This is a genomic window from Mesorhizobium sp. M0019, from assembly GCF_040323975.1.
Taxonomy (GTDB): domain Bacteria; phylum Pseudomonadota; class Alphaproteobacteria; order Rhizobiales; family Rhizobiaceae; genus Mesorhizobium.
On the sequence record NZ_JAMYVK010000069.1, the window covers coordinates 1 to 12,618 of the forward strand.

The following is a 12,618-nucleotide window of genomic DNA, read 5'->3' on the forward strand; positions in this document are numbered from 1 at the left end:
CCTCCTTGGGAGGTTTTTCAACGCGGGCCGACACAGGCCCAGCCGCCACCGTCACGCCGCGGCCCGCATCGAAAAACCTTCACCAAAGTCGAAGTTCCGAAGCCCTCACATTGGGTCCGCATTGCGGGCGAAGCGGACAACATGGCTTGCCGGGCGTCAATGCTTCGATACGTGCCACGGCAGGCAGAGCCTAGCAGGGTCCCAAGAATCGCAGGATTTCGGCCGCGAGCGCATCCGGTGCTTCCTCAGCCATGTGGTGACCACAGTCCAGGCACTTCCCCTGCAGTCTCGCCGCCGTCCACGGTCGCCAAACTTCGAGAACATCGCCGTAAAGCCGCTCAAGGGTCCGAAACCGCTGCTCCTCTGACGCTTCTCCTTCGCACGGAGCTGTCGCAGCCCTCTTGGTGCGCGGACGCGCGGTGCGCACACAACTTGTGGCCCGATAACAGACCCGATAACAGAGTTGACAACTCTCTGCTGGTCAAAAACCTTCAAAGACGCCATCATGCAACAAAAATTGCAAGGATGTGCATCGTGGACGAGAAGGTCGAGGCTCCCAAGGACTATGAGGATCTCATCCGCGTGATACACGACCGGTATGATGGGATGAGCAAGTCGTACCAGAAGATTGCGTTGTACCTCACCCAAAATCCGAATGACGTCGCGGTGCGATCGGTGAACTCGATCGGGGAAGGCAGCGGCGTTCACGCGTCCAGCTTCGTCCGATTTGCCCAAGCATTGGGGTATGAAGGGTTCAAGGACCTGCAGAGCCTCTTCCAGAAACGATTGTCCACCGCGGCTCCCGGCTTCGAAGCCCGCGTCAAGGCGTTGGAGAAGGAACTGGGGGAGCGGACAGATCGCAGCGAGATGGGATTGATGCACGACCTGGTCGTCCGTGACATCGCGTCCCTGAAAGAGATGCTCACCGATCTTCAACCCGAGGATCTGGCAGAAGCCGTTAGCCTGCTCGAGAAGGCCGACGTCATCTATCTGATGGGACAACTTCGCTCGGCACCGGTCGTCGAACTCCTTCGCTATATACTGACCATGCTAGGTAAGCGCTGCGTGCTCCTGGATCCGGGCGGCGGACTGGCCACGCATATGGCCCGCGCGATGCGGAAGACGGACCTGCTGTTTGCGGTGTCGTTCCGCTTCTATGCGAACGAGGTCGTCAATGTTGTGGAAGAAGCCGTGGGGAGAGGTGTACCCATCGTGGCGATCTCGGACAGCACGCTGTCTCCATTGGCCAAGAGCGCGCGCGTTCTGTTCGCCGTACCGGAGCACGAATACACTTTCTCGCGCTCGCTGGCGGCTCCTATGTGTCTTGCGCAGGCTTTGACCGTGGCCTTGGCGGCCAGGCTTCAGAACAACGCAGTCGATCCCCGCATTCCAACGGTTACCGAGCGGTAGGGACTGCGAACCGCGAAACCTGGCCTCATTGCAGCATTTTCGGACCGCCGGCCGTCGATTCTCAATCAGTGTCGGAAGGCGAGAGCGCCATCGCCTTTTCAGGCACGGCCATGGGGCCGGATGCGGCACCGAGGACTGTCTGGTCGTAATCCACCACCGCACCTGTCATGAGCCCGGCATCGTCCGAAACGAGGAAGTTGACGGTGCGGGCGGCCTCGGCCGGATCGACCAGCCGGCCGAAAGGCAGGTTCGCAACGGCTTTCGCTTCCCAATTGGGATCGCCCGTCTCACTCGCCTGCAATTCTCGCTCGTTATCAGACGCCATCCAGCCGACATCCAGCTGGTTGACGCGGATGCGGTTCTTCATGACGGAAAACGCCGTGTTGCGGGTCAGCGTCGCCAGCGCCGCCTTAGTGGCACAGTAAACGTTGATGAAAGGCTGGCCGGCATGTTCCGAGATCGAGCCGATGTTGCAGATGGCGCCTTCAATGCCGTCGCGGATCATGCGGCGGATGGCCTCCTGCATCAGGAAGTAGGGTCCGCGCACGTTGACGGCGAACAGGGCGTCGAAAAGTTCGGGCGAGGTATCGAGGATGGTGCCACGGTCCGTGCGGGCACCGGCGTTCACCAGCACATGTATCTTGCCATAAACGCGCTCGGCCTCCGCCATCACGCTTCGGCAATCCTCGACTTTGCCGAGATCGGCCTTGACAAAGTGGACAGGCACGCCGGTGTCGTGCGTGATCGCCTCGGCCGCGGCACGGCCCTTCGCCTCGTTGCGGCCGAGAGTGACAAGACCGGCAGCGCCGGCTTCCGCCAGCCGGCGCGCAATGGCCGCTCCCAACCCCTGCGTTGAACCCGTGACAACGCAGACCTTTCCATCCATGCGATTCATACTTCAGCTCTCCACAGTGTAGCCAGCCGCGGCCATGACGCGCCGCAATTCCTTATGCCCGATCTTCGCCATTTCGAGTGGCGGACTTTTGACGGGATCCTGCTCGGCTTCAACGACGAACCAGCCTTCGTAACCGTAGGAGGCCAGCCGCTTCACGATCGCCTCGAAGTCGAGCGAGCCGTCACCGGGTACGGTGAAGGCCCCCTTTACCACTGCGTCGAGAAAACTTTCCCGGCTGCGGTCGAGCCCGTCCACGACCGCTTGGCGGATGTCCTTGGTGTGTACATGCGAAATGCGGGCGTGGTGCTTGTCCACCACCCGCAGCACGTCGCCGCCGGCAAGGGCCATATGGCCGGCATCGTAGAGCAGGGGCAGACCCTCGCCGGAATGCTTCATCAGCAGATCGACGTCCTGTTCGCTTTCGATCGGCGCGGCCATGTGGTGGTGGTAGCAAATCGGCATGCCCTGACCCGCGCACCATTCGCCGAAAGTGGTGAGCTTACGGCCGTAGGCCTTGATCTGATCGTCGTCGAGACGCGGGCGCATAGCCAGCGGCGTTCCGCGGTCGCCCTGAATGGTGCGACCCGTCTCGCCATAGACGATGCAGGGCGCGTTAGTCGCCTTGAACAACTCCATCTGCGCGGCGATGCGGTCCTTCTCTTCATCGATGTCGCCGACCAGCAAGCGACCGGAGAACCAGCCGCCGCAGACACTCATGCCGTGCTGCCTCAGGGTGGGCTCAAGCACCGTCGCGTCCATCGGGAAGCGGCGGCCAGTCTCCATGCCGGTGAAGCCGGCCTCGCGAGCCTGCCGCAGGCACTCTTCCAGCGAGACGTCGTCGCTCAATTCGGGGAGGTCATCGTTCCACCAGGCGATCGGCGCGATGCCAAGCTTGGCTCTCATTTTCATCTCCGATCATGATTTTCCGGCCGGTGCCGGCTGCTTGCGCCACGAAAAAACTGCCGGAACAATGCTCAGGGAGTGTCGCATCGTTCCGGCAGGGGACGCCCCCGCGCGCCCGAACGGTTCAGACACCCACGCGCTGCTTCTTGCGACCTTCGGTTTGCGCGGCATGCGCGTCGCGGACCTGCTGGCGCCCGCTGATCTCGGGCACGCCGACGTCCCACCATGCATCCCCGGGCGTCCAGCTGAAGGCGTCGGAGACGATGGTAATGACGGTGGTTCGGTCGGTGGTCTTCGCCCATTCGATCGCTTGGCCGAGATCGGCAAGGCTTTCGACACGCCGCGCCAGCGCGCCCATGGCTTCCGCGTGCTTGGCGAAGTCGACCGAGAACGGCTCCTTGACCCGGCAGTCCTTGATAAGGTTATTGAAGGAGGCGCCGCCCTTGGCGTTCTGCAGCCGATTGATCACCGCATAGCCGCCATTGTCGCATACCACGAGAATCATCTTGTGGCCGGCGAGCACCGACGAATAGATGTCGGAGTTCATCATCATGTAGGTGCCGTCGCCGATCATGACGATCGGCGTGCGGGTAGGGTCGGCCATGGCCGCGCCCCAGCCGGCAGAGATTTCATAACCCATGCAGGAGAAGCCGAACTCGCAGTCGAAAGTGTTGGGTTCCTTCACCCGCCAGTTCTTCATCACCTCGCCGGGCAGTCCGCCGGCCGCGGTGATCAGCAGGTCACGCTCGCCCGCCTTGGCGTTCACCACGCCTACGACCTGCGCATAGGTCGGGACCGGCTCGTTGGTCGGCTTCTGGAAGCCGTCAAGCATCGTGTTCCACTTGGCGAACTCGATGCGACCCTTGTCTGTCCAGGCCCTCTCCGCTTTCCAGTCGCCGAAGGCACCTTCGAGTTCGCTCACCGTCTCCAGCGCGTCGCCGACGACGGCGAGCGCCCGGTGCTTGGTGGCATCCCAGCGTGCGGCATTGATCGAGACGAACTTTGCGTCGGCCGAGAAGGCGCTCCAGGATCCGGTGGTGAAGTCCATGAGCCGTGTGCCGATGGCGATGATCACGTCGGCTTCCGCCGCCAGCGCGTTGGCGGAGGTTGAGCCGACGATGCCGATCGGTCCGACATGCGCGGGGTGGTCGTGCGTAACCGTGCCTTTGCCGGCAATCGTCTCCGCGAGCGGGATCCCATGCCTTTTGGCGAAATCGCCAAGAACCTTCTCGGCACCCGAATAACGCACGCCACCACCCGAGATGATCAGCGGCCGCTTTGCGCCTTTGAGGAGGCGCGTCGCTTCGGCGAGCCGGCTGCGATCGGGCCGGGGGCGCGGCACCTCATTCACCGTCTGTTCGAAGAAGGCTTCGGGATAATCCCAGGCGATCTCCTGCACATCCTGCGGCAAAGCGATGAAGGCAGGCCCGCAATCGGCCGGATCAAGCAGCACCGCAACCGCCTGCGGCAACGACGAGATGATCTGCTCGGGATGGACGATGCGGTCCCAGTAGCGCGTGACTGCCTTAAAGGCGTCATTGACGTTGATGGTCGGGTCGCCGAAGTGCTCGACCTGCTGCATGACCGGATCGGGCCGGCGACTGACGAAGGTGTCGCCTGAGAGCATCAGCACCGGCAGCCGGTTCGAATGGGCGACACCCGCCGCCGTCACCATGTTCAGCGCACCCGGACCGATCGAGGTCGCCGCAACCATGATCTGGCGCCGGCGCTTCGCCTTTGCAAAGCCGATCGCTGCAAGCGCCATCGACTGCTCATTCTGGCCGCGCCAGGTCGGCAGCACGTGCTTCACCGCCTCGAGTGCTTCAGAAAGGCACGTCACGTTGCCGTGCCCGAAGATGGCGAAGACTCCCGGAAAAAGCGGAACTTTCTCGCCGTCGACGACCGTGAACTGGTTGCACAGATAGCGCACGAGCGCCTGTGCCATGGTCAGACGGACGGTGGCCCTGGTCATCTTTGTCTCCTCCCTAACGACGGTCTTTCCAAATCTATACGGAATGCCCATTGACAAATCAATATGTTTGCAACGATCATTGCAAAAATTCAAACCGGGAGGACTTCTTGCTCAGGATAGCTGTGCTCGGCTGCGGTCGGATTGGCAGGATGCATGCGGCAAACATCGCCGCACATCCTCGTGCGGAACTAGCCACCGTCTATGACATCGACGAATCGTCCGCGGAGACTGTCGCGGCGCGGCACGGCGTTCGCGCTTCGGGATCCGCGGACGAGGTATTTGCCTCGGCAGATGTAGATGCGGTCCTTGTCGCGACGGTGACTGACACGCATGCCGACTACATCGAAAAGGCGGTGGCCGCTGGCAAACCCGTGCTCTGCGAGAAGCCGATCGATCTTAGCCTGGAAAGGGTGAACCGTTGCGCCGAAGCAATTTTGTCCAAGGGCGTGCCGGTCCAGATCGGCTTCAACCGACGTTTCGACCCCGGTCATCGTGCGGCGTGGAACGCCGTACGATCCGGCGAGATCGGCGACCTGCACCAGGTTATTATCACCTCGCGTGATCCGGGCATGCCGCCCCGTTCCTACTACGAGGTCGCGGGCGGGCTTTTTCGCGACATGACGATCCACGATTTCGACCTGGCCCGCTTCATGCTGGGAGAGGAGCCGGAGGAGGTGTTCGCCATCGGTGGCCGGCTGATCGACCCGGCCATGATGGCGGAGCTGAACGACTACGACAGCGTCATGGTCGTGATGCGGACCAAAAGCGGCAAGCAGTGCCACATCAACAACTCCCGAACCTCCACTTATGGCTACGACCAGCGCGTCGAGTTGCTGGGCAGCACCGGCATGGTGATCAGCGGCAACAGGAAGCCTCACGAACTGCGCCGCTACTCGGTCGCGCAAACCGAAGCCGCCGCGCCTTATCTCGACTTCTTCATCGAGCGATACCGCGAAGCGTTCGATGCCGAGATCGACGCCTTCGTCACCTGCGTCGAGAAGGGCGAGCCGCCGCTGGTCGGTTTTGAGGACGGGCGCCGCGCCCTGATCCTGGCTGAGGCGGCGATGAAATCGGCGGTCGAAGGCCGCTTCGTGAAGGTCAGCGAGATCGGATAAGCCATGTACGCGAACTACGGACTGTTCATCGACGGGAAGTGGCGCAAGGCATCCGACGGCGGGACGGCGCCGGTGACGAGCCCGGTGACGGAAAAGCCGCTGGGCGAGGCTCCGGTCGCCACCCGCGCGGACACGGAAGAGGCGCTGGTTAGCGCCGCCCGTGGGTTTTCCGCATGGAAATCCAAGGGTGGTTTTGAGCGCGCGTCCGCCCTGCATGCTATCGCGGACGAGATGATCCGCCGCAAGGACGAAGCCGCGCGGATGATCTCCAGCGAGACCGGCAAACCTATTGCCCAGTCCGAGCGCGAATGGGGGCTGGCGGTCGATCAGTTCCGCTGGTACGCCGAGGAGGCCCGCCGGATCTATGGGCGCGTCATCGAATCGCGCGTGCCCGGCGGTCGTTTCGAAGTTCTGCACGAGCCTGCCGGGATCGCAGCCGCCTTCACCGCCTGGAACTTTCCGGCGGCACTGGTCGCCCGCAAGGTGGCGCCGGCGCTTGGCGCTGGCTGCTCGACCATCGTCCGGCCGTCAAGTCAGACGCCCGGGACGGCGATGCTGATGGTCGACTGCATCCGCGCCTGCAATCTTCCTGCCGGCACCGTCAGCCTGGTCGTTGGGCCCACGAGCACGACCTATGCGCCGATCATGGCTTCGCCGGCGGTGCGCAAGGTGTCCCTCACCGGCTCGACCCGCGTCGGCCAGCAGATGATCCGCGATGCTGCCGACACGGTGAAGAAGGTGTCTATGGAGCTTGGCGGCAACGCGCCCCTGATCGTCTTCGACGACGCCGATCTGGATGCCGCGCTCAACGTCTCCGTGCCGACCAAATACGCCAATTCCGGCCAGGTCTGCGTCACACCGGATCGTTTCTTGGTCCACGAAAGCCTGCACGACGCCTTCGTCGAGGGCTTTGTGCAACGCGCCAAAGCGTTGAAACTGGGCGACGGGCTCGACCCATCCGTGCAGATGGGCCCGCTCATCAATGCCGGCCGGCTTTCCGAGATCGAAGACATCGTGTCCGACGCTATGAAAGCCGGTGCGAAGCTCGTCGCCGGTGGCCATCGGGTTGCGGCGTTCAATGCCGGCCATTTTCATGAGCCCACGGTCCTGACCGATGTTGCCGACGACATGAGGGTCTTTGCCGAGGAGAATTTCGGGCCGATCGCGGCGATCACCCGGTTTTCCTCGGATGAGGAGGCGCTCGAGCGGGCGAATGCTTCGCCAATGGGATTGTCGGCCTATGCCTTCACGTCGAGCCCGAAGCGTGCGCGCCGCACGGTAGCCGAGCTGAAGGCAGGCATGGTGGGCATCAACAGCTTCGCTCTCGCCGCATCGGAAGCGCCGTTCGGCGGCACGAAATATTCCGGAATGGGTCGCGAAGGCGGCAGCGAAGGTATCGGTGACTACCTCGACACCAAGCTTGCGCAGATCGTGTTCTGAGGAGGCCGCCTTGATCAAGAACGAGCTCAAGCAGATCTGGGCCGAAGGGCGGCCCACGATCAATGGCTGGCTTTCGATCGGCAGTCCATTCACCGCCGAGATCATGGCCGCGCAGGGCTATGACAGCGTGAGCATCGATGTCCAGCACGGCGCGCTCGACTATTCGATGCTGCTTCCGATGTTCCAGGCGATGCGTGCATCCAGGGTGGTGCCCATGGCGCGCGTGCCGTGGCTGGAGCCGGGCATCATCATGAAGGTGCTGGATGCCGGCGCTTATGGCGTGATCTGTCCCATGGTCAACACCTCGGAGCAGGCGGCTGAGTTCGTCAGCTACCTGCGCTATCCGCCGGCCGGCCAGCGCAGTTTCGGGCCGACACGCGCCAACTTTTCGGCGGGCGCCAATTATGCGGCCGAGGCCAATGACGAAATCCTGGCCTTCGCCATGGTCGAGACCGCCGAGGCGATGCGCAATCTCGATGCGATCGCCGCGACTCCCGGGCTTGACGGCATCTACGTCGGTCCCGCCGACTTGACCTTCAGCTTGCACCAGGGACGTCTCGCACCGGCTTTCGACCGCGAGGAGCCTGACATGATCGAGGCGCTGCGGACCATAGTCGCGGCCTGCAAGAGGCATGGCAAACGCGCCGCGCTCCATTGCGGCACGGCCGACTACGCCGCGCGCGCCATCCAATGGGGCTTCGACATGACCACCGTGTCAGGCGACTCCCGCCTGCTCGCAGCAGCGGCCCAGGCGTGTGTTGCCCGCTTTCGCGAATTGACCGGCGCGAAGCCCGCCTCTCTTGAAGCCGGCAAGGGAGGCTATTGATGCCGCACGTTCTGGTCGCCGGAAAACTTCATCCGAGCGGCATCGAACTTCTCGATGCGTCGCCCGGCGTCACCTACGACTATGTCGAAGATGTCTCCGAACCAAGCTACGCACCTCTGATCGGCAAGGCCGATGGCCTCGTCATTCGCACCCAGCCCTTGTCGGCTCCGACCGTCGCACGCGCCGAGAGGTTGAAGATCGTCTCGCGCCATGGCGTCGGCTACGACGCTGTGGATCTATCCTCCCTCAATCGGCGCGGGATCGCTCTCGCGATCGTCGGCGATGTGAACTCGGTGTCGGTGGCCGAGCACGCCATGATGCTGTTGCTGGCGGCAACCAAGCGGCTGATCCGAGCGGATCGTTCGGTGCGCGGTAACGAATGGGGTTGGCGCAACCGGCTGGAGCCAAGCGAACTCTCGGGCAAGCGGCTTCTGATCCTCGGGTTCGGCCGGATCGGCCGCCACCTGGCGCACATGGCGGCGGCATTCGGCATGGACGTGCGTGCCTATGATCCATTCCTTGAGAGGCAAGGCTGGCCGGAGGGGCCGGTCGCGCCGGTGAGCGATTTGCAAACGGGACTCGCCTGGGCCGATGCGATCTCCGTCAACGTACCCAAGGCCGAGCGCCCGGTGATCGGCCCCGTGGAACTCTCGGCGATAAAACCGACTGCTGTTCTCATCAACACAGCGCGGGGCGGCATCGTCGACGAGGCGGCGCTGATTGCGGCGCTGCGAGCGGGGCGCATCGCAGCGGCCGGTATCGACGTCTTCGACGATGAACCACCCGCCGCGGACCATCCGCTCTTCGGCTTCGACCAGGTGATTCTGACGCCGCACATTGCCGGGCTCACCGCCGAGTGCGGCGAGCGCATGGCAATCTCGTCCGTGCAGAACGTGCTCGATTTTTTCGCCGGGCGGATCGACTCAGCGCTGGTGGTAAACGGAGCCGAGTTGAATGGCCGGTGAAAAACCTCAACTCAGAATCGGCCTGATCGGCACCGGCTTCATGGGCAAGACCCATGTGTTCGGCTTTGCTGCCGCACAACGTGTCTTCGATCTTCCCTACGAACTGGTGCTCCACACGGTTGCGGACAGAACCGAGGACCTCGCCGCGCAGGCGGCGCAGGCCTTGGGGTTCGCGCGGGCGAGCGGGGACTGGAGGCGTCTGGTCGAGGACCCGGAGATCGATATGATCGATATCACGGCGCCGAACGGCTTCCACAAGGAGATGGCGCTCGCCGCCATTGCCGCCGGCAAGCACGTCTATTGCGAGAAGCCGCTGGCGCCCCTTGCGGCGGATGCCCGACGGATGGCCGAGGCGGCGGAAGCGGCCGGCGTCAGGACGCAGGTCGGGTTCAATTATCTCTGCAACCCGCTGCTCGCGCTGACGCGGCAGATGATCCGCGCGGGCGAGTTGGGCGAGATCCGCAGCTATCGCGGCATTCACGCCGAGGACTACATGGCGGATGCGGAAAGCCCATTTACCTTCCGGCACGATCCTGTCGGCGGTGGCGCATTGGCGGATCTGGGCAGCCATGCTCTGGCCACGGCGGAGTTTCTGCTTGGCTCGGTGGAACGGGTCCTCGGCGATTCCGTCACCGTCATAGCGAGCCGTCCGGATGGCCGAGGCGGGCGCCGGACCATCGAGGTCGACGACATCGGTCGCGCATTTCTGCGTTTTGCCAATGGTGCATCCGGCAGCATCGAAGCGAGCTGGGTCGCCACCGGCCGCAAGATGCAGCACGATTTCGAGGTTTATGGCACCAAGGGGGCGCTCGTCTTCAGCCAGGAGCGCTTCAACGAGCTGCATTTCTACAGCACGGCCGATCCCGGCGGCCGGCGTGGCTTTCGGCGCATCGAGGCCGGTCCGGATCACGATCCCTATGGACTCTTCTGCGTCGCACCAGGCCATCAGCTCGGCTTCAACGATCTGAAGGCTATCGAGATTGCGCGGTTCGTCGATGCGATCGCCGGGAAGCGAGACGAGTCTTTCGGCTTCCGGGCCGGCCAACGCATCCAGGAACTCGTGGAGGCAATTCAGGGCTCGGCCCGGGAGAGCAAGTGGCTGCAAACAGACTGATGCGAGGGAGAGTTGGTCGCCGCCCCGCATGCGTCTGAAATAAACGTTGCATGTTTGTACATTTTGCAATATAGATTGCAGCCGGAGAGAGCTACGTCGGCTGAGTGCTCAAGTCGACGTCGCACAGGGAGGAGAATGTGTCTGTGCTGGACGTACGAAGCGTCTCGAAAAGCTTTGGTGCTATTCGCGCCTTGTCAAATGTTAGCTTCGCGGTTGCTGCCGGCGAGGTGGTTGGCCTGATGGGCGACAACGGTGCCGGGAAATCGACCATGGTGAAGCTGATTGCGGGGAACTTCCCACCCTCCGACGGCGAAATCGCGGTGGACGGCAAGGTCTGCCATTTCCACAAGCCGATCGAGGCACGGGGCGAAGGGATCGAGGTCGTCTATCAAGATCTGGCCTTGGCCGACAATCTGACGGCCGCCCAAAATGTCTTTCTCGGCCGCGAGATGAAGAAGGGGTTTTGGCCGCTCCGCGTGCTCGACAAGCAGGCGATGATCAACCGCTCGGCAAAACTGTTCGCGGAGCTGAAGTCGGAGACGCGGCCGCGCGATCTGGTCAAAAAAATGTCAGGCGGCCAGCGGCAGGCGGTCGCCATTGCCCGCACCCGGCTATCCAACTCCAAGCTCGTGCTGATGGATGAGCCGACCGCGGCGATTTCGGTCCGCCAGGTAGCCGAGGTGCTGGAGCTGATCCGGCGGCTCAAATCGCAAAATGTGTCGGTAATGCTGATCAGCCACCGCATGCCCGATGTGTTCGCGGTCTGCGACCGCATCATCGTGCTGAGACGCGGCTCGAAAGTGGCCGACAAGGCGACGGAGAAGACATCGCCGGAGGAGATCACCGGCCTAATTACGGGAGCGATCCGTGATGCATAGCCAGAGCGACATGCTGAAGGAAGGCCATGCGTCCATCGGTGATGTGGTCGGCATAATAGAGCAGAGCGTTTTCCAGAAGATGATCGCCAGCCAGGCCTTCTGGGTCGCGATCGCGCTTTTCGTGTTGGTGGTCTTCATGACGTGGCTGGAGCCCAGCTTCGGCACGGTCGACAACGTTACCAACACCACCCGCAATTTTGCACCTATCGCCATCATGGGGCTGGGCATGACGGTGGTGCTGATCACCGGCGGCATCGATCTGTCGGTCGGCTCGGTGATGGGGCTGGTCGCGATCGTCGCCGGCCTGCTGCTCACTTGGCACCAGCCTTGGTATGTGGCGTTTGGCGCGGGTCTGCTCGCAGGCATCGCCTGCGGAGCCTTTAACGGTTTCTTCGTGGCCTATATCGGCATGCCGTCCTTCGTGGTGACGCTAGGCATGCTGTCGATCGCGCGCTCGCTGGCGGTCGTGCTGTCCGGCAACCAGATGCTTTACCAGTTCGGACCCGATGCGCCGATCGTCAAGGCCATCGGCCAGGCCAAATGGCCGAGGCACACGCCTGACGGCTGGGTGCCTCATTGGATCCCGGAACTGTCCTCGCAGTTCTGGGTGATGGTGATCCTCGCGCTCATCGTCGGCTCCGTCTTCATTTTCACCGCCTGGGCGCGCCACCTCTTCGCGATCGGCGGCAACGAGAACGCCTCGCGGATGACCGGCGTCCCCGTCGACTGGATCAAATTCCAGGCCTATGTCTTCTGCGCATTTACCGCATCGATCGCGTCCCTGCTGCTGCTCGGCTACAGCGGCTCGGCCATCAACGCGATGGGAACCGGCTACGAGTTGAGGGTGATCGCCGGCACCGTCATCGGGGGGGCCAGCCTGATGGGCGGCTACGGAACCGCGTTTGGCGCTGTGATCGGTTCGGCCTTCCTCGAGGTCATCCGCAACGCGCTGCTGATGGCCGGGATCGATTCGAACTGGCAGGGCGCCTTTGTCGGGGCCTTCATCATTCTTGCCGTGCTTCTCGGCATGCAGACCTCGGGCAAGTCGCTGCGGGCGACGCTGGAGGGTATGTTTACCTGGAAGCGCAAATAGAATCCGG

Annotated in this window: 11 protein-coding genes; 8 read left to right on the plus strand and 3 right to left on the minus strand. The window is 63.0% G+C overall.

Going from position 1 to position 12,618, the window contains the following annotated elements; all coding sequences use genetic code 11:
• Positions 1-534: 534 nt before the first annotated feature.
• Positions 535-1,410: a MurR/RpiR family transcriptional regulator gene (locus NKK47_RS31615; protein WP_245274693.1), complete on the plus strand. Its 876-nt coding sequence runs from the start codon at positions 535-537 to the stop codon at positions 1,408-1,410.
• Positions 1,411-1,471: 61 nt separating this feature from the next.
• Here the strand turns inward: NKK47_RS31615 and NKK47_RS31620 are convergent, their stop codons facing one another.
• The 3 genes from NKK47_RS31620 to iolD form a co-directional block, all read right to left on the minus strand.
• A complete protein-coding gene (locus tag NKK47_RS31620; RefSeq protein ID WP_023676598.1) occupies positions 1,472-2,305 on the minus strand; it encodes an SDR family oxidoreductase in 834 nt (277 codons plus the stop codon).
• A 3-nt stretch (positions 2,306-2,308) separates the two neighbouring features.
• Entirely contained in the window at positions 2,309-3,208 is a 900-nt protein-coding gene (iolE, locus tag NKK47_RS31625) for a myo-inosose-2 dehydratase (protein ID WP_352579548.1), read from the minus strand.
• A 124-nt stretch (positions 3,209-3,332) separates the two neighbouring features.
• The gene (gene iolD, locus NKK47_RS31630) at positions 3,333-5,180 is read right to left on the minus strand and encodes a 3D-(3,5/4)-trihydroxycyclohexane-1,2-dione acylhydrolase (decyclizing) (protein WP_352458353.1); all 1,848 of its coding nucleotides are present in this window, start codon (positions 5,178-5,180) and stop codon (positions 3,333-3,335) included.
• Between the two features lie 107 nt (positions 5,181-5,287).
• Here iolD and iolG point away from each other — a divergent pair, with 107 nt between their 5' ends.
• The 7 genes from iolG (at position 5,288) to NKK47_RS31665 (ending at position 12,611) form a co-directional block, all read left to right on the plus strand.
• On the plus strand, positions 5,288-6,295 hold the full coding sequence (gene iolG, locus NKK47_RS31635; RefSeq protein ID WP_352458352.1) for an inositol 2-dehydrogenase: 1,008 nt from the start codon (positions 5,288-5,290) through the stop codon (positions 6,293-6,295).
• A gap of 3 nt (positions 6,296-6,298) precedes the next feature.
• On the plus strand, positions 6,299-7,735 hold the full coding sequence (locus NKK47_RS31640; RefSeq protein WP_352579549.1) for an NAD-dependent succinate-semialdehyde dehydrogenase: 1,437 nt from the start codon (positions 6,299-6,301) through the stop codon (positions 7,733-7,735).
• 10 nt (positions 7,736-7,745) lie between these two features.
• Complete coding sequence (locus tag NKK47_RS31645; RefSeq protein ID WP_352579550.1) at positions 7,746-8,561, plus strand: HpcH/HpaI aldolase family protein; 816 nt, start codon at positions 7,746-7,748, stop codon at positions 8,559-8,561.
• Positions 8,561-9,526: a hydroxyacid dehydrogenase gene (locus NKK47_RS31650; protein WP_352579551.1), complete on the plus strand. Its 966-nt coding sequence runs from the start codon at positions 8,561-8,563 to the stop codon at positions 9,524-9,526. Before NKK47_RS31645 ends, NKK47_RS31650 begins: the two co-directional genes overlap by 1 nt.
• Positions 9,516-10,640: a Gfo/Idh/MocA family protein gene (locus tag NKK47_RS31655; RefSeq protein WP_352579552.1), complete on the plus strand. Its 1,125-nt coding sequence runs from the start codon at positions 9,516-9,518 to the stop codon at positions 10,638-10,640. The genes NKK47_RS31650 and NKK47_RS31655 overlap by 11 nt, the downstream gene beginning before the upstream one ends.
• A gap of 137 nt (positions 10,641-10,777) precedes the next feature.
• The gene (locus NKK47_RS31660; RefSeq protein WP_352579553.1) at positions 10,778-11,518 is read left to right on the plus strand and encodes an ATP-binding cassette domain-containing protein; all 741 of its coding nucleotides are present in this window, start codon (positions 10,778-10,780) and stop codon (positions 11,516-11,518) included.
• Positions 11,511-12,611 carry an ABC transporter permease gene (locus tag NKK47_RS31665; protein ID WP_156937342.1) on the plus strand — a complete coding sequence of 367 codons (1,101 nt, stop codon included), beginning with the start codon at positions 11,511-11,513 and terminating at the stop codon, positions 12,609-12,611. The genes NKK47_RS31660 and NKK47_RS31665 overlap by 8 nt, the downstream gene beginning before the upstream one ends.
• Positions 12,612-12,618 lie beyond the last annotated feature (7 nt).